Genomic DNA, 15262 nt, shown 5'->3' on the forward strand with positions numbered 1-15262 from the left:
TGGGGCTTAAGCAGATCCCGTGCCGCACCGGTCTTGTGCGAAATCCTGCAGCACGCGCGCAGCCGGTTCGCGCAGCAACGGGCCTTGTACCCGCACGGTGGGTGATGCCGTGGCCAGCAACTGCTTCGATGTCATGGTCAGCGTCGGGTCACCCAGCGACTCGATGATGTCGTCCAGCGTGGCCGCATAGACCACGCGCGTGATGCCCGCCCAGAACATGGCGCCGCAGCACATGGCGCAGGGCTCGCCACTGGCGTACACCGTGGCGCCACGCAAGGCCTCGCGTCCATGCACGCGCACCGCATCGCGCACGGCCACCACCTCGGCGTGGGCCATGCAATCACCCGACGTGACCTGCTCGTTGCGCGAGACCTGCAGGCGCCGGCCATCCTTCACCACCGTGGCGCCGAAGGGCATGTTGCCCAGGGCCACGGCCTGGCGCGAGGCCTGGATGGCGGCCTGCATGTGGGCGCTGTCGTCGTCGGTTAAGGTGTCTGTGGTCATGGGCATCGTGGGGCTCAGATCTCGTCGATGGAGGTGCTGCGGCTCGAATCGCCCGGCTGGCCGGCCTGATCGGGCTCGTTCGGCTGGGGAATAGCGAAGCGCTCGCGGCTGTTGATGTAGAAGCTGGCCCCGAAGCGCGCCACCGGGAAGTAGTGCTGCAGGTGCACGCGCCAGCGCTCGGTATCGATCAGGCCTTCGCGCGCGTGCATCCACAGCAGGCGGCCGATGAACACGTAGCGGCTGGGCGTCTCCAGCGTTTCGTGCAGCACGCATTCGAAGGAAACGGGTGCCTCGGCGATGCGCGGCGGCTTCACGGCCAGCGAGGGCAGGGTGGTGAAGCCCACGTGGTCGATCTCGCTGTGCTCGGGCGGCAGGCTTTCGCCGCAGCGGTGCATCTGCGTGGCGATGGCCTCGTCGGCCATGTGCACCACGAACTCCTTCTCGCGCAGGATGTTGGCGGCCGTGTCCTTGAGGTGCCCGTCGTGCTGGCGGTTGATGCTGACCATCACGATGGGTGGATCCTCGCCCAGCATGTTGAACATGCTGAAGGGCGCGGCGTTGACCACCCCGCCCGGGCTGAGCGTGGTGATCAGCGCGATGGGGCGGGGCACGATCAGGCTGGCCATCAGCTTGTAGCGCTGGTAGCTGGTGAGCTGCTCGAAGTCGATGGCCTGGCTGGCTTGGGGAGTGGGCGGGGATTCGTTCATGGCAGGGCGCCTTCCACGCCTTCGATGTACCACTTCATGCCCCACAGCTCGGCATCGGTGATGACCTGGCCTGCGGCCACCTTGACCTTGCCGGCCTGGTCTTTGACCACGCCCTGGAAGGGGTGGAAGCTGCCGGCCAGGATGGCGGCCTTCTTCTCGTTGAAGAGCTTGAGCACGTCGGCCGGAATGGCGGGGTTCAGGGCGGCCAGCTCGATCATGCCTTCCTTCATGCCCCACTTGGTGTCCTCGGCCTTCCACTTGCCTTCCAGCGCCTGCTTGACCTTCATGCGGTAGTACACGCCCCAGTTCACGGTGTTGGCCGTGAGGTGGGCCTTGGGGCCGAAGCGCGTCATGTCCGAATCCTGGCCGAAGGCGTACAGGCCCTTGGTCTGCGCCAGTTGCACCACGGCGGGCGAATCGGTGTTCTGGTAGAGCACGTCGGCGCCCTGGCCGATCAGTGCGTCGGCGGCTTGGCGCTCGCGCGTGGGGTCGTACCAGCTGTTGATCCAGATCACCTTGGTCTTGGCGGCCGGGTTCACGCTGCGCGCACCGTGCGTGAAGGCGTTGATGTTGCGCAGCACTTCGGGGATGGGGTAGGAGGCGACGAAGCCCAGCGTGTTCTTCTTCGTCATCTTGCCGGCCAGCATGCCCAGCAGGTAGGCGCCTTCGTAGAACTTGGTCTGGTAGATCCCCAGGTTCTTGGCCATCTTGTAGCCGGTGGCGTGCTCGAAGATCACCTCGGGGTGGTCCTTGGCGACCTTGAGGGTCGATTCCATGAAGCCGAAGGAGGTGGTGAAGACCATCTTGCAGCCATCGGCCACCAACTGGCGGATCACGCGTTCGGCGTCGGTGGATTCGGGCACGTTCTCGACGTAGACGGTCTGGATGCGTGCGCCGAATTCCTTCTCGATCAGCTTGCGGCCGAGCTCGTGCTGGTAGGTCCAGCCGACGTTGGCGATGGGGCCGGGGTAGATGAAGCCGATCTGGAGCGGGCCGCTGGCGGCGTGGGCTGCGGGCCAGAAGGGCGAGGCGGTGAAGGGGGCGGCAAGCGAGCCGAGGAGGAGCGAGCGACGGCGCATGGCGGTGTCCGGTGGATTGAGTGTAATTGTATACAAACAATAATCATGCCAACAAATAATTAATTACAAGTTGTTGATTTATATGAATTTAATTGCTGTTAATATTTTTGTGCACATTTGCATTTTGGTGCGCCATGCACCACATGAGATCGTTCTGCCGCCTGGCGTGCCTTTGTGCCTCATTCAAGCGCCCGGGGGGCGGCTATAGTGCTGCCACAACGATCAGCAAAATTCAGGAGCGTGCACATGGGCATGAGGTTGTTCGCGAGTGCATCGATGCTTCTGCTGTGGCCTGAGCACGCCACCTGGGCAGATGTCTACAAGTGCCAGGTCGACGGGCAGAAGGCGCAATACCAGTCGGCGCCTTGCCTGTCTGGCAAATCGGCGGTGCTCAAAGTGGCCGCATCGCCAGCGCCAAGGCCACAGGCGCCGCATGCTGAAGCTGTGCCCACCGCGCAGGATGTGCTGGACAGCCAGAAGGCCCAGGAAAGATCCCGGCAGTTCCCGCTGGAAAACCACCTGTCGTTGAATTTGCCGAACATCCGCCTGCGCGCGGCATTGCAGGTCATCGCCGACTTCGCGGGCTATGCCCTGGTCGTGGATCCGGCCATCGTCGATGAAGGCAGCTTTCAGTACAAAAACATGCCTGCCAGCGCCATCCTGGCGGATCTGGCGCGTCGGTATGGCCTGCGCATCCAGACGGATAATCGCACCGTGGCCGTGTCGCGGCGCTGAGGGGTTGCCGGTGCCAGATGCCATGTCAGAGCATCGTGCAGTCATGAGCGGCGACTTGCCGGACGCCGCCTTGCTGCAACGCTACAAGCGCCAGGGCGCCTACACCGACTGCTATTGCGTGGACGTGCCCCATGCGGTGACCATGGCCGACTATGTGGCCGCGTTCTACACCACCCCGCTCTTCAAGGTCGAGCGCGTGATCCTGGCGTTGCTCGCGGGCAGGCGCTCATCGGATGAGGGGGCGAGGGCGCTGGCGCTTGCTCAAGCATCAACGTTTGCTGCGTGGGATGTGGAGGCGCGTGCCAGTGATCAGTTGCTGCTCCGCGATTTCCTGGGCCGGACGCGGTCCTGGCTCATGGTCGACCCGTCAGGCGGCGGGCAGGGTGGTGGCACCCGCCTCTACTTCGGATCGGCCGTGGTGCCCGCATCGACATCGGCGCATGGGAAGGCCTCGTTCGGCATGGCCTTTCATGCGCTCAAGGGCTTTCATCACCTGTACTCGAAGGCGCTTCTGGGGGCGGCGCGCCGTCGGCTGGCCGGCGTAAGGCCGTAGCCATGCCTGGGGGGGGGCAGCCAGGAAACAGCGCCGCTGCCAGATCGTTGTCCACCGAGGGCACCTCGATGCGCAGGCGCGTTTCCAGCGCCGTGAGGTGCTTGTCCATCAGCGCGATGGCGGCGGGCGCATTGCCCAGTGAGAGCAGTTCGATCAGCTCGGCATGCTCGTCGTGCTCGCAGGCGGCATCGCCCGGGGCCTCGTACAGGGCCACGATCAGCGAGCAGCGCGACATCAGCTCGCCCAGCATGCGCGTGAGGTGGCGGTTGCCGGCCAGCTCGGCCAGCGCCAGGTGGAAGTCGCCCGCCAGGCGCACCCAGCGGCTGTGGTCCTGCGCGTGCAGGGCTTGATGTTCGGCGGTCAGGCGCTGGCGAAACTGGGCCAACTTGCTGGGCGTGAGGCGCTTCATCGCCAGCGGCACGATGGCGGCCTCCAGCGCGCGGCGCGCCTCGAAGACCTCGTGCGTTTCCTGCGGGCTGGGTGCGGCCACCGAGGCACCCTTGTTGGGCACGATGTCCACCAGGCCCGTCAGGGCCAGCCGCTGCAGTGCCTTGCGCACCACGGTGCGGCTCACATCGAACACCTCGCACAGCGCGGCCTCGCCCAGGCGGGTGCCCGGGGCCAGGCGGCGCGACATGATGGCGTCGAACAGCGCGTCGTGGACGGGCTCGTCCAGCGCGACCTCACCACGCTTGAGGCGCGTGCCCGTGGGGCGTTCTAGCGGTGCGGGTGCGCGTCGTGGGGGCATCGTTCAGGGATCAGGGCTTGCGCGCGCGGACCTTGCCGTCGGCCACGGTGACCTGGGCGCCCACGGCGTACTGCGTGCGCAGGGTGTAGTTCACGATGCGGCCGTCGTCCATGCGGATGGCGGTCTTGAACACGGTGTTCTTGTTGACGTGCTTCTCGACCTCGTTGCCGGCAAAACCGCCGGCAGCGGCGCCGCCCACGGTGGCGATGGTGTTGCCGGTGCCCTTGCCCACCTGGTTGCCCAGCAGGCCGCCCACGACGGCGCCGGCCGCGATGCCCAGGCCGCTGCCGCCGTCACCCTTCTGGGTTACGGCGCGCACTTCGGTCACGGTGCCGCAGGTCTTGCACGCGGCCTGTGCCAGGCCGGCCTGGGCGCTCAGCGCCAGGGTGGTGGCGGCCAGCAGGGCGAGGCGGGCTGGGGCGAAGGTGGATGTGCGAGCGTTTGTGCGGGCGTTGTTCATGGTGTCTCCTTCGGAAGGATAGGCCCATGGCGGGGGGGCTCCCGGGGCCTGGTTGCCTTTTAACGCACGGCCAGGCCGGTGCGTGGACACACGGATGAGGGGCCAGGGGGATCAGTCGCGCGGGACCTGGCGGGGCTTGCCGTGGTCGTCGATGGCCACGTAGGTGATGTTGGCCTCGGTGACCTTGACCAGGTGCGGGTCGAGCGGGTTGCGCTCGGCCCAGACCTCCACATGCACCGTCATCGAGGTATTGCCCACGCGCACGATGCGCGCGTAGATCGACAGCAGATCGCCCACCGACACGGCCGAGCGGAACACGAACTCGTTGACGGCGATGGTGGCCACGCGGCCGCGCGAGATGCGCACCGGCAGGGCCGAACCAGACAGGTCGACCTGGGCCATGATCCAGCCGCCGAAGATGTCGCCGTTGCCGTTGGCATCCTTGGGCAGGGGCATTACCCGGGAGACGAGCTCCATGTCGGGGTGGAGTTCGGGCGGGGTCAGCAGGGTGGGGGGCGTGGACATAGGGAACAGCAGGCGAACGTAAGGCATCTCACGGCCGACAATGCGAGGTCTTCCGTGACACGCTATTGTGAACGCATGCGTCGTTTTGCACAGTCCCCCCCGGCAGAGTCCCCTGCCGCCTCATCGCCCGGAACGCCTCTTTCGCCACAAACTGCACGCTCGGACCGCCATACCCTGGCCCGCCTGTGGCCCTACCTGTGGGCCTACCGGGGGCGCGTGCTGCTGGCGCTGGCCTTCATGGTGGGCGCCAAGCTGGCCAATGTGGGCGTGCCGGTGTTGCTCAAGACCATGGTCGATCGCCTGGCGCCGGAGGCCGGCTCGCCCCAGGCGCTGCTGGCCGTGCCGGTGGGCCTGCTGCTGGCCTACGGGCTGCTGCGGCTGTCCACCTCGCTCTTCACCGAACTGCGCGAACTGGTGTTCGCCAAGGCCACCGAAGGGGCGGCGCGCTCCATCGCGCTGCAGGTGTTCTCGCACCTGCATGCCTTGAGCCTGCGCTTTCACCTGGAGCGCCAGACGGGCGGCATGACGCGCGACATCGAGCGTGGCACCCGCGGCGTGCACTCGCTGATCTCGTACTCGCTCTACAGCATCATCCCCACGCTGATCGAGGTGGTGCTGGTGCTGAGCGTGCTGGGCGCCAAGTTCGACATGGGCTTCGTGTGGATCACGCTGGCGGCCCTGAGCGTGTACATCGTGTTCACGGTGACGGTGACCAGCTGGCGCACGCGTTTCCGCAAGGAGCAAAACGAGCTCGATTCCAAGGCGCACACACGCGCCATCGACTCGCTGCTGAACTACGAGACGGTGAAGTACTTCAACAACGAGGGCTTCGAGACGCATCGCTACGACGAGAGTCTGGAAAAGCTGCGCCGCGTGGCCGTGAAGAGCCAGCAGAGCCTGTCGTTGCTGAACATCGGCCAGCAGAGCATCATCGCCGTGGGCCTGATCGCCATGCTGTGGCGCGCCACCCAGGGCGTGGTCGACGGCCGAATGACGGTGGGCGACCTGGTGATGGTCAATGCCTTCATGATCCAGCTCTACATCCCGCTGAACTTCCTGGGCGTGATCTACCGAGAGATCAAGCAGGCGTTGACGGACCTGGACAAGATGTTCACCTTGATGGAGCGTGAGCAGGAGGTGGGTGATGCGCCCGATGCGCGGCCGCTGTTGGTGAAGGGGCCGCCCTCTGTGCGCTTCGACCATGTGGACTTCGCCTACGAGCCCTCGCGCCCCATCCTGCACGACGTGAGCTTCGAGATCCCGGCCGGGCAGGCGGTGGCGGTGGTGGGGCCCTCGGGCTCGGGCAAATCGACGCTGGCGCGCCTGCTCTACCGCTTCTACGATGTGCAGGACGGCCGCATCACCGTCAATGGCCACGATGTGAAGGGCCTGACGCAGGACAGCCTGCGCCGCCAGATCGGCATCGTGCCGCAGGACACGGTGCTGTTCAACGACACGGTGGCCTACAACATCGGCTATGGCCGCACGGGCGCCACGCAGGACGAGATCGAGCAGGCGGCACGGGCAGCCCGCATCCATGACTTCATCGTGCACACGCCCGGCGGCTACGGCACCACGGTGGGTGAGCGCGGGCTCAAGCTCTCAGGCGGCGAGAAGCAGCGCGTGGCCATCGCGCGCACGTTGCTGAAGGATCCGCCCATCCTGGTGTTCGACGAGGCCACCTCCGCGCTGGACTCGGCCAACGAGCGCGCCATCCAGGCGGAGCTGGCCGCGGTGGCCCAGGGCAAGACGGTGCTGGTGATCGCGCACCGCCTGTCCACCGTGGTCAATGCGCACGAGATCCTGGTGATGGATGCGGGGCGCATCATCGAACGCGGTACTCATGTGCAGTTGCTGCACGCCAATGGCCGCTATGCGCAGATGTGGCGGTTGCAGCAGACGGGAGACCACCAGCCCGGCTGACCCCAAATGCGCGCCGCTGCTGGTGCTGTTCAGGCCTCAGGCAAAGACCCAGAGGTCTTCGGCCGGCACCTCCACCCAACGCTGCCCCGCAGGCTGTGCCTGGCGGCCATGGGCACGTACCAGCGAGTGGCCGTTGTCGAGCACGTACTCCCAGCGGTCGCCCAGGTACATTGAGGTGACCAGCTCCATCGGGATGCGGTTGGGGCCGGGGCCGTCGGCCAGCTGGATGCGCTCGACGCGCACTACACCGGTCACGTCCTGACCTGTCTGCGCGGGTGCTGTGCCGCAGGAACGCCCCCAGATCAGCTGTTCACCGAAGCGCAGGCCGACCTGATGTCCGTCGCATTTTTCCACGCGGCCCTTGAGCGTGTTGTTGGTGCCCATGAAGCCGGCAGAGAACAGCGAGTTGGGGTTGGAGTACATCTCCGTGGGCGTGCCCTGTTGCTCGATGCGGCCCCCGTTGAGTAGCAGGATGCGGTCGGACATGGCCATGGCCTCGCTCTGGTCGTGCGTGACGACCAGGGCTGACAACTGAAGGCGGATGATGAGCTCGCGCAGCCAGGCGCGGGCCTCTTCGCGCAGTTTGGCATCGAGGTTTGAGAGAGGCTCATCAAGCAGGATCACCGGCGGGTTGTAGACCAGCGCGCGTGCAATGGCCACACGCTGTTGCTGGCCACCCGACAACTGGTGCGGGAAACGGCTGGCCAGGTGGCCCAGGCCCAGGTTCTTGAGCGCATCGCTCACGCGGTCGCCTGTCTCGGCGGCCGAGGTTTTGCGCAGCTTCAGGCCATAGGCCACGTTGTCGAACACGGTCTTGTGCGGCCACAGCGCGTAGCTCTGGAACACCAGGCCCAGGTTGCGCCCTTCGGCGGGCACCTCCATGCGGGCCTGGCCGTCGAACACGGGCTGGCCCGCGATGGTGATGCGGCCATTGTGCGGCTGCTCCAGCCCGGCCACGGCACGCAGCAGGGTGGTCTTGCCGCTGCCCGAGGGGCCGAGCAGCGAGATCACTTCGCCGCGGTGCAGTTCGAGCGACACGCCCTGCAGGATGGGGTTGTCGCCATAGCGCAGGTGCAGGTCCTGCACGCCGAGCACGCAAGGCTGGGTCTGGTGGTCACGTACGTTGGTCATGGTGAGCCTCACTTGTGGAGTTTGACGCCGAAGCGCAGGGCGACGGCCAGACCGACACCCACGAGAACGATGTTGATGAGCGAGAGCGCGGCCACGATCTCGACCGAGCCGGCGGCCATCAGCGACACCAGCGTGGCGCCGATGACCTCGGTGCCCGGTGTCAGCAGGTACACGCCGGTGGAGTACTCGCGCTCGAAGATCATGAAGATCAGCAGCCATGAGGCCAGCAGGCCGTTGCGGATCAGCGGCAGGGTCACGTCCGTGATGACACGGCGCGGCGTGGCACCGGTCAGGCGCGCGGCTTCTTCCAGCTCGGGACTGACCTGCAGCAGGGCGCTTTGCACCAGGCGCATGCCATAGGCCAGCCACACCACGGTGTAGGCCACCCACACGCTGATCAGCGTGCTGCGTGCCGGGTTCAGGAAGGGCACGAACAGGAACACCCAGAACACCGCCAGGCCCGCCAGCAGCCCGGGGATGGCGCGTGGCATCATCACCAGGTAGTCGATGACGCGCACCAGGCCGTCGTGCTTGCGGTGCGCGGCCAGGCCCACGGCGGTGTAGCAGCCGATGGCCAGGGCCCCGCCCAGGGTGCCGATGAGCACGGAGTTGCCGATGGAGCGCACCATGGTGCTGTCCTCGAACACGGCGCGGAAGTTGTCCAGTGTGAGCACTTCCAACAGGTTCACGCCCTGGCCCCAGCTCGACACGAAGGAGCGCAGCGTGACCCCGGCCAGCGGGATGCCGACGGTGAACAGCAGCCACACGGCCACCACGCCCAGAGCCAGGTACTTCCATTTGCCCAGCGTGAGCGGGCGCTGGCGGGCGCCCTTGCCCTTGATGCTGGCGTAGCGGTTGGCGTGCTTGAGCAACGCGCGTTGCACCAGCACCAGGGGCAGGGTCACGGCCACGATGCACACGGCCACGGCGGCCATCAACTGGTAGCTGGGCGTGCCCAGCTTGCTGGCCAGTTTGTACAGGTAGGTCGTCAGCACCAGGTGGCCTTCAGGATCACCCAGCACCAGGGGCAGGCCGAAGATCTCGAAGCCCAGGAAGAACATCAGCACGCCGGCGTACAGCAGCGCAGGGGCCACCAACGGCACGCTCACCTGAACGGCCACGCGCAGCGGGTTGGCGCCGCACACACGGGCGGCCTCTTCAACGTCGGAGCCCAGGTTGCGCAGGGCCGACGAGGCATACAGGTAAACGTGGGGCACGTGGGTCAGGCCGGCCACCACGGCGATGCTCAGCAGCGAGTAGATGTTCCAGGGCACCACGCCGAAGATGTCCTGCGCCCAGAGCGAGACGAAGCCCACAGGGCCCATGGCCACCACATAGCCGAAGGCCAGCACCACGGGCGAGACGAACACGGGCACCAGCAGCAGCGGCTCCATCCAGCGCTGGCCCGGCAGGTCCGTGCGCACCATCAGGAAGGCCAGGCCTGAGCCCATGGGCAGCGAGATGGCCGCCATGCCCAGGGCGATGGCCAGCGAGTTGATGCCGGCCTGGTAGAAGTCGTCGTCGGCGAAGATGAAGCGGAAGGCGTCCAGCGTCGGGTGTGCACCAGGCAGGAAGAAGGCGCCCGAGAGGAAGCTCTGGTACAGGATCAGCAGCAGCGGGGTGAGCACCAGCGTGGCCAGTGCCGCGGCCACGCCCAGGCGCGGCAGGCTCCAGCCACGGCGGGCCAGCGGGACCAGGGGCGCCTGAGGCAGCAGGACTTGCCCGCTGCCCGGCCCGCCCAGCGGCACCGGGGAGGTGAGGGTGGGGGCGGGCGTGCTCATTTCGGAGCCTTCACGGCGTTCCACTGCTTGAGGAACTCAAGCCGCTTGGACTGGTCCAGGTAGGTCAGCAGTGCGGGCGAGATGGGGATGGGCTTGATGGCATTGCCCAGCCTGGCCTTGAGTGCACTGATGGTGGTCTCGCCCTGCACATCGCTGCGAATGGCAAACAGATCAGCCTGGTTGGCGATCAGGGTCTGGCCGCGCTGCGACAGTACGTACTCGACCCACAGGTGTGCAGCCGCAGGGTGGGCGGCCTTCTTGGCGATGAAGGTCACGCGGCTGAGCACCAGGTTGTAGTCCTGTGTGAAGGCCACGCCGATGCTTGGGTCCTTGGCCGCGCGCACCAGGGCATACGAGCCGATCATGTTGTAGCCGATCAGGTTCTCGCCCGAGACGATGCGCTCGAGCATCGTGCCCACCGAGGTCTGCACGCGCATGCCGGCCTGGCCCATGGCCTTGGCCAGATCCCAGAAACCGGCGCTGCTGGCCATGGCGTCCTGGCTGTGCAGCATGAAGCCCACGCCGGATTTTTCCGGGTCGTAGGTGGTGACCTTGCCCTGGAACTTGGCCTGCTTGCTGCTCAGCAGCTTGGTGAACTCGGCGTGCGTCTTGGGCACCTCGCTGGGATCGACCAGGCGCTTGTTGTAGACGATGGCGATGGGCTCGAAGGTGGTGCCGAAGGCTTCGTTCTTCCAGATCGCCCAATCAGGCAGCTTGCTGGCGTCGCTCAGCTTGTGCGGCTGGGCATAGCCATCGTTGACCAGCTTGATCGCGTGGTCCATGGCCGATGACCACACCACGTCGGCCGAGGCGCCGACCGCGCTTTCGGAGATGAACCGGTTGTAGATCTCCGTCGAATTCATGTCGTGGTACTCGACCTTGATTCCGGGGTAGAGGGATTCGAAATCCTTGATCAGCGAGGAGACCTGCTTCTGATCCGTGGTGCTGTACACCACCAGGGTGCCTTCGGCCTTGGCTTTGCTGATGTCGGCAGCGGTCTGTGCCACGCCGGCCTGGCCAAAGCCCAGCCCGGCCAGGGCGAGGGCCACGAGCAGGGGGCGGCGCTTGAGGTTGGAACTCGTCATCATGGTCTCCGGTGTGCGTTGGGTGGATCAGAATCGGTGCTGGATGCCGATGCCCAGGCCTGTCTGGTGGCTGGCAACGGGTGTCTGGTCGCGGTAGACGCCGGTCAGCGTCTGCGTGCTGTCGTCGGACGGGGCTCGCGCGATGGCGGCGGTGGCATACAGCCAGGTGCGCTTGGAGAAGTTGTAGTGCAGCTTGCCGGCCAGCATCAATGGGTCGGAGCCCGTGCCGTGCTTGTTCTCGTAGTACAGGCCGCCGAAGGCGGTGATGGCGGGGCTCAGCGGGGTGCTGGCGCCCAGCCAGTACAGCGTGCTGGTGAACTTCGGGTTGCCCGCGTTGATGGTGCCGACCGGGTCGCGGTGGGTGTTGCGCACGCCGGCGAACAGCTTGGTGCCGCCCAACGCATAGGTGCCCGAGGCGATGATGCTGCGGTTTTTTGTGGAGTCGGTGGCTGTGGCCGTGGCGCCGGTGCGGCCTTCGTCGTAGCTCAATTGGGCCGACAGCGCACCAGCGTCGTAGCCCACGGACAGTCCGCGCCCGGTGTTGGCGTTGATCGAGTCGGGCACCTCGCCCAGGCTCACATTGGCGCCGACCTTGAAGGCGCCAAACTTTCCCAGGTAGCGCAGGGCATTGCTGATGCGGCTGGTGAAGGCCGACGACGGCACCGAGGCGGTGGCCGTGACCCAGGAATACTGCGGTGCGAAGCCCATGAAATCATGGCTGATCGTGAAATCGTAGGCCACGGTGGACATGCGGCCCAGCGACACGCCGCCCCAGTCCTTGTGGTCGACGCCCACCCAGGCCTGGCGGCCGAAAAAGGACGAGCCCGTGGCACCTGTATCGACGACGACCTCGCTCTCCAGGTTGAACTGAGCCTTCAGGCCACCCCCCAGGTCTTCGCTGCCCTTGAAGCCCAGGCGCGAGGTGTTGAGGCCGCCGGAGTTTACGCGCCACTGGCTGTTTCCGTTCGCGTTGTTGTGGGTGCGGTATTCCAAGCCCATGTCAATGATGCCGTAGACAGCCACTTGGCTGGCCGGGCTGCTCTGGGCCTTTGCATGCGGTGCACTGGCCATGGTCGCCATGGAACAAGCCAGCCAGACGAGAGGCCGTGCGCGGCCTGAGATGGAGAACGGGATCATCGTGTGTTGTCCTTGTGAGCCGGACGGCGAGGGGGCGTCCGATGGGAGGCGATGATCGGCAAGCAGCCTGTCAACTTTCTGGCAATGGGCGCAGGCTGGGGCGTTTCAAGGGAAAACACCGAGGTGGCGATCCACGGTGTGGCAAGCCACAGTGACAGCGGTGCTGGCTTCGTGCTGAAATCGCGGCCTTTCCACACGCTTTTGACCGCGTGACGAGGATCCGCCATGCGCCTGCTGCTTGTCGAAGACCAGGAAGAGCTGTCCGAGTGGCTCGCGCGCGCCCTGCGCCAGGGCGGCCACGCCATCGACGTGATGGGCCGCGGCGATCACGCCGACCATGCGCTGCTGACCCAGCCCTATGACCTGGTCATCCTGGACCTGTCCTTGCCGGGGCTCGATGGCCTGGAGGTGCTGCGCCGCTTGCGTGGCCGCGGCAATGGCGTGCCGGTGCTGGTGCTCACGGCACGGGGCAGCACCGAGGAGCGTGTGATCGGCCTGAACCTGGGGGCCGATGATTACCTGGCCAAGCCCTTCGAGCTCAGCGAGCTGGAGGCCCGCGTGAAGGCCCTGCTTAGGCGCGGCAGCGGCCGTGCGCCGACCGTGCGTGTGGGACAGCTGGAGATCGACACCAGCAGCCGCCTGGTGACGCTCGATGGTCGCCCCCTGGCGTTGACGCCGCGCGAGCTGGCCGTGCTGGAGGCCTTGGTGGCCCGCCTGGGCAGGCCGGTGGCGCGTGAGCTGCTGTTTGAGAAGGTCTTCGACATGGATGCCGATGCGCGTCCTGAAGCCATCGAGAGCTACGTGTCGCGCCTGCGCAAGAAGCTCGAAGGCTCCGGGGCCACGATCACGACCCTGCGTGGCCTGGGCTACCTGCTGAGCGAGGCTGCATGATCAGCCTGCGCCGGCGCGTGGCCCGCTGGCTGCTGCCAGCCCTGGTGGGTTTGCTGCTGGTCAATGCCTGGTATGGGCAACGGGCGGCGCGCCAGTCGCTTGATCGGGTGTATGACCGTGGCCTGATGTCGTCGGCGCACCTGATCGCCGAGCGCACGTACTCGGCGCACGGCGAAGTGGTGGTCGATCTGCCTTACGCCGCACTCGATGTGAGCAACGAGCGCGTGTTTTATGGCGTGTTCTGGCCTGATGGAAAGGTCATCACCGGTTATGACGACCTGCCCCACGTGCTGGTCACCAACCGCGATTCGCGCGTCAGCGATGCGGTGTACCGTGACCATGCGGTCCGACTGGTGGTGCTGCGCAAACCTCTCTACGACCCGTTGCAGACCAGGGCTGGGCACGTGCTGGTGGCTGTGGCCGAGACGGTCGATGGCCGCTCCGAGATGGCGCACGAGTTGTTTCTGGAGGGGTTGCGCAGCCAGGCCCTGCTGGTCTGTGTGGGTCTGCTGCTGCTGTGGGTTGCGATCACCCGCGGGTTGCGGCCACTCACCCGCCTGGGTGAGGCCTTTCACAACCGGCAGGAGGACGACCTGACGCCGCTGAGCATCACCGACATCCCGTCCGAGGTGCAGCCGCTGATCGATGCGGTGAACCACCACATGCTGCGCATCGGGGCCATGCTGCAGGCCCGCAAGCGTTTCGTGGCCGATGCCGCGCACCAGTTGCGAACGCCGTTGGCCGTGCTGCTCACGCAGATCGACTATGGCCTGCGGCAGCAGGATCCCGCCGAAGGCCGGCAAGCCCTGGCGGCGGCCGGACACAGCGTGCGCCACATGCAACGGCTGGCCAATCAACTGCTGTCCCTCTCCAGTGCCGAGGCCATCAACGGCCTGGCACAGTCGAGAGACCTGGTGGACATGGTGGCATTGGCGCGCGATGTTTCCGCCGACCTGTCCCTGCTGGCCATCGAGCGCAAGATTGATCTGGGCTTTGAGCCCGGCCTTGCCGCCATGGGGCCGTTGCAGGCCTGGGGGCATGAGGCCTTGCTGCGTGAGTTGATCGTGAATCTGGTGGACAACGCGTTGTGCTACACCCAAGCGGGCGGATGCGTCACGGTGGCGGTGTCGGCCTCTGATCGGCCAGGCCACGTGCGCCTGACGGTGAGCGACAATGGCCCCGGCATTCCGCCTGAAGAACGCACGAAAGTTTTCCACCGCTTCTACCGCATCCTGGGCCGTACCCGAACGGAGGGCAGTGGCCTTGGGCTGGCCATCGTGCGGGAGATCGCCCAGGCCCACGGCGCTGCGGTGGCACTGGACAGCGGCCCCGAAGGCCGAGGCCTGCAGGTGAGCGTGGACTTGCCCAGCACACCACAGGGGCCTGGCTGAGCGCGGCGGCCATGCGCAGCCGCCGCACCCTGATGGCTGGTGGTATCAGCCGCGCGCGCGCCGCAGCCGCATCGCCACCAGGCCCAGTCCGGCCAGCACCATGGCCACCGACGCGGGCTCCGGCACGGCCGCCACCGTGCCGTTCTTGAAGCTCACCGCTACCTCGCCGTTGTCATCGGCAAAGGGCCACAGCGGCGAGGCGCTCAGCGTGATCTGCGAGGTGCCCGCGGCCAGGGCCGTGAAGGTCAGCGTGGCGGTGGTGAAGTCACCCTTGCGGCCGGCCAGGGTGTTGAAGTTCACGCCGGGCTTGGTGCCGGTGACGTTGTCGATGGGGCCAGGGGTGTCGTCCACGTAGCCCAGCTCCCAGATGGCGGGCACGACCACCTTGTCCAGGCGCAGGATGCTGGCATCGAAGCTCACGTCGTAGCCGCCGCCGTAGATGTTGTTGGCAAAGCCCTTGCCCAGGATGTCGATGGTGAAGGTGGCGCCGATGTCCACAGGCGCCAGCGGCGATTGAACCTCGATGCTTTGGGCCTGGGCCCACAGGGAGGTGGTGGCCAGCACGGTGGCGATGAAGTGTTGTTGCAGTGTCATGGTGAAGCCTTGTCAGGT

At 66.3% G+C, this 15262-nt stretch carries 17 protein-coding genes; 6 read left to right on the forward strand and 11 right to left on the reverse strand.

The window, feature by feature from the left end; translation table 11 throughout:
- Positions 1-6: 6 nt before the first annotated feature.
- From WAQ08_RS18725 to WAQ08_RS18735, 3 genes are read right to left on the reverse strand one after another with little or no spacing between them, the layout of a single operon-like run.
- Positions 7-504, reverse strand: coding sequence for a nucleoside deaminase (locus WAQ08_RS18725; protein WP_422193723.1), 498 nt, complete (start codon positions 502-504; stop codon positions 7-9).
- A 14-nt stretch (positions 505-518) separates the two neighbouring features.
- Positions 519-1211 carry a flavin reductase family protein gene (locus tag WAQ08_RS18730; RefSeq protein WP_422193724.1) on the reverse strand — a complete coding sequence of 231 codons (693 nt, stop codon included), beginning with the start codon at positions 1209-1211 and terminating at the stop codon, positions 519-521.
- On the reverse strand, positions 1208-2290 hold the full coding sequence (locus WAQ08_RS18735; protein ID WP_422193725.1) for a BMP family ABC transporter substrate-binding protein: 1083 nt from the start codon (positions 2288-2290) through the stop codon (positions 1208-1210). The genes WAQ08_RS18730 and WAQ08_RS18735 overlap by 4 nt, the downstream gene beginning before the upstream one ends.
- Positions 2291-2566: 276 nt before the next feature.
- On the opposite strand from WAQ08_RS18735, the gene WAQ08_RS18740 reads away from it, so the two are divergent.
- Together WAQ08_RS18740 and WAQ08_RS18745 are read left to right on the forward strand one after the other, a co-directional pair.
- Positions 2567-3025 carry a hypothetical protein gene (locus WAQ08_RS18740; protein WP_422193726.1) on the forward strand — a complete coding sequence of 153 codons (459 nt, stop codon included), beginning with the start codon at positions 2567-2569 and terminating at the stop codon, positions 3023-3025.
- Positions 3026-3068: 43 nt separating this feature from the next.
- Positions 3069-3578: a hypothetical protein gene (locus WAQ08_RS18745; RefSeq protein WP_422193727.1), complete on the forward strand. Its 510-nt coding sequence runs from the start codon at positions 3069-3071 to the stop codon at positions 3576-3578.
- Here WAQ08_RS18745 and WAQ08_RS18750 read toward each other — a convergent pair.
- The 3 genes from WAQ08_RS18750 to WAQ08_RS18760 all read right to left on the reverse strand — a co-directional run bounded on the left by WAQ08_RS18750 (position 3502) and on the right by WAQ08_RS18760 (position 5311).
- Positions 3502-4326, reverse strand: a complete 825-nt coding sequence (locus tag WAQ08_RS18750; RefSeq protein WP_422193729.1) for a GntR family transcriptional regulator — start codon at positions 4324-4326, stop codon at positions 3502-3504. The two genes, WAQ08_RS18745 and WAQ08_RS18750, sit on opposite strands and share 77 nt — an antisense overlap.
- A 10-nt stretch (positions 4327-4336) precedes the next feature.
- The gene (locus WAQ08_RS18755; RefSeq protein ID WP_422193731.1) at positions 4337-4786 is read right to left on the reverse strand and encodes a glycine zipper 2TM domain-containing protein; all 450 of its coding nucleotides are present in this window, start codon (positions 4784-4786) and stop codon (positions 4337-4339) included.
- Between the two features lie 111 nt (positions 4787-4897).
- On the reverse strand, positions 4898-5311 hold the full coding sequence (locus tag WAQ08_RS18760; RefSeq protein WP_422193732.1) for an acyl-CoA thioesterase: 414 nt from the start codon (positions 5309-5311) through the stop codon (positions 4898-4900).
- A gap of 75 nt (positions 5312-5386) precedes the next feature.
- On the opposite strand from WAQ08_RS18760, the gene WAQ08_RS18765 reads away from it, so the two are divergent.
- The gene (locus tag WAQ08_RS18765) at positions 5387-7234 is read left to right on the forward strand and encodes an ABCB family ABC transporter ATP-binding protein/permease (RefSeq protein ID WP_422193734.1); all 1848 of its coding nucleotides are present in this window, start codon (positions 5387-5389) and stop codon (positions 7232-7234) included.
- 36 nt (positions 7235-7270) lie between these two features.
- Here WAQ08_RS18765 and WAQ08_RS18770 read toward each other — a convergent pair whose 3' ends face one another.
- Genes WAQ08_RS18770 through WAQ08_RS18785 form a run of 4 tightly spaced genes read right to left on the reverse strand, consistent with a single transcriptional unit; the run spans position 7271 to position 12368 of the window.
- Positions 7271-8365: an ABC transporter ATP-binding protein gene (locus WAQ08_RS18770; RefSeq protein WP_422193735.1), complete on the reverse strand. Its 1095-nt coding sequence runs from the start codon at positions 8363-8365 to the stop codon at positions 7271-7273.
- Positions 8366-8373: 8 nt separating this feature from the next.
- Positions 8374-10146, reverse strand: coding sequence for an ABC transporter permease (locus tag WAQ08_RS18775; protein ID WP_422193737.1), 1773 nt, complete (start codon positions 10144-10146; stop codon positions 8374-8376).
- A complete protein-coding gene (locus WAQ08_RS18780) occupies positions 10143-11231 on the reverse strand; it encodes an ABC transporter substrate-binding protein (protein ID WP_422193830.1) in 1089 nt (362 codons plus the stop codon). Before WAQ08_RS18780 ends, WAQ08_RS18775 begins: the two co-directional genes overlap by 4 nt.
- Before the next feature lie 27 nt (positions 11232-11258).
- The gene (locus tag WAQ08_RS18785) at positions 11259-12368 is read right to left on the reverse strand and encodes a porin (RefSeq protein ID WP_422193739.1); all 1110 of its coding nucleotides are present in this window, start codon (positions 12366-12368) and stop codon (positions 11259-11261) included.
- A 51-nt stretch (positions 12369-12419) separates the two neighbouring features.
- Here WAQ08_RS18785 and WAQ08_RS18790 point away from each other — a divergent pair, with 51 nt between their 5' ends.
- From WAQ08_RS18790 to WAQ08_RS18800, 3 genes are read left to right on the forward strand one after another with little or no spacing between them, the layout of a single operon-like run.
- A complete protein-coding gene (locus WAQ08_RS18790; protein WP_422193741.1) occupies positions 12420-12581 on the forward strand; it encodes a hypothetical protein in 162 nt (53 codons plus the stop codon).
- Positions 12582-12593: 12 nt separating this feature from the next.
- The gene (locus tag WAQ08_RS18795) at positions 12594-13259 is read left to right on the forward strand and encodes a response regulator (RefSeq protein ID WP_422193742.1); all 666 of its coding nucleotides are present in this window, start codon (positions 12594-12596) and stop codon (positions 13257-13259) included.
- On the forward strand, positions 13256-14650 hold the full coding sequence (locus WAQ08_RS18800) for a sensor histidine kinase (protein WP_422193743.1): 1395 nt from the start codon (positions 13256-13258) through the stop codon (positions 14648-14650). Before WAQ08_RS18795 ends, WAQ08_RS18800 begins: the two co-directional genes overlap by 4 nt.
- Before the next feature lie 45 nt (positions 14651-14695).
- Here the strand turns inward: WAQ08_RS18800 and WAQ08_RS18805 are convergent, their stop codons facing one another.
- Entirely contained in the window at positions 14696-15244 is a 549-nt protein-coding gene (locus WAQ08_RS18805) for a PEP-CTERM sorting domain-containing protein (RefSeq protein WP_422193745.1), read from the reverse strand.
- Positions 15245-15262 lie beyond the last annotated feature (18 nt).

It is taken from the genome of Aquabacterium sp., from assembly GCF_049274795.1.
GTDB lineage: Bacteria > Pseudomonadota > Gammaproteobacteria > Burkholderiales > Burkholderiaceae_C > Aquabacterium.

Excerpts from the sequence above, each read along its gene's own strand:
- WAQ08_RS18760 (WP_422193732.1), bottom strand. The coding sequence starts at position 5,311 with ATGTCCACGCCCCCCACCCTGCTGACCCCGCCCGAACTCCACCCCGAC.
- WAQ08_RS18725 (WP_422193723.1), bottom strand. The coding sequence starts at position 504 with ATGACCACAGACACCTTAACCGACGACGACAGCGCCCACATGCAGGCC.
- WAQ08_RS18740 (WP_422193726.1), top strand. The coding sequence starts at position 2,567 with ATGCTTCTGCTGTGGCCTGAGCACGCCACCTGGGCAGATGTCTACAAG.
- WAQ08_RS18745 (WP_422193727.1), top strand. The coding sequence starts at position 3,069 with ATGAGCGGCGACTTGCCGGACGCCGCCTTGCTGCAACGCTACAAGCGC.
- WAQ08_RS18790 (WP_422193741.1), top strand. The coding sequence starts at position 12,420 with ATGATCGGCAAGCAGCCTGTCAACTTTCTGGCAATGGGCGCAGGCTGG.
- WAQ08_RS18795 (WP_422193742.1), top strand. The coding sequence starts at position 12,594 with ATGCGCCTGCTGCTTGTCGAAGACCAGGAAGAGCTGTCCGAGTGGCTC.
- WAQ08_RS18805 (WP_422193745.1), bottom strand. The coding sequence starts at position 15,244 with ATGACACTGCAACAACACTTCATCGCCACCGTGCTGGCCACCACCTCC.
- WAQ08_RS18785 (WP_422193739.1), bottom strand. The coding sequence starts at position 12,368 with ATGATCCCGTTCTCCATCTCAGGCCGCGCACGGCCTCTCGTCTGGCTG.
- WAQ08_RS18775 (WP_422193737.1), bottom strand. The coding sequence starts at position 10,146 with ATGAGCACGCCCGCCCCCACCCTCACCTCCCCGGTGCCGCTGGGCGGG.
- WAQ08_RS18770 (WP_422193735.1), bottom strand. The coding sequence starts at position 8,365 with ATGACCAACGTACGTGACCACCAGACCCAGCCTTGCGTGCTCGGCGTG.
- WAQ08_RS18730 (WP_422193724.1), bottom strand. The coding sequence starts at position 1,211 with ATGAACGAATCCCCGCCCACTCCCCAAGCCAGCCAGGCCATCGACTTC.
- WAQ08_RS18755 (WP_422193731.1), bottom strand. The coding sequence starts at position 4,786 with ATGAACAACGCCCGCACAAACGCTCGCACATCCACCTTCGCCCCAGCC.
- WAQ08_RS18765 (WP_422193734.1), top strand. The coding sequence starts at position 5,387 with ATGCGTCGTTTTGCACAGTCCCCCCCGGCAGAGTCCCCTGCCGCCTCA.
- WAQ08_RS18735 (WP_422193725.1), bottom strand. The coding sequence starts at position 2,290 with ATGCGCCGTCGCTCGCTCCTCCTCGGCTCGCTTGCCGCCCCCTTCACC.
- WAQ08_RS18750 (WP_422193729.1), bottom strand. The coding sequence starts at position 4,326 with ATGCCCCCACGACGCGCACCCGCACCGCTAGAACGCCCCACGGGCACG.
- WAQ08_RS18800 (WP_422193743.1), top strand. The coding sequence starts at position 13,256 with ATGATCAGCCTGCGCCGGCGCGTGGCCCGCTGGCTGCTGCCAGCCCTG.
- WAQ08_RS18780 (WP_422193830.1), bottom strand. The coding sequence starts at position 11,231 with ATGACGAGTTCCAACCTCAAGCGCCGCCCCCTGCTCGTGGCCCTCGCC.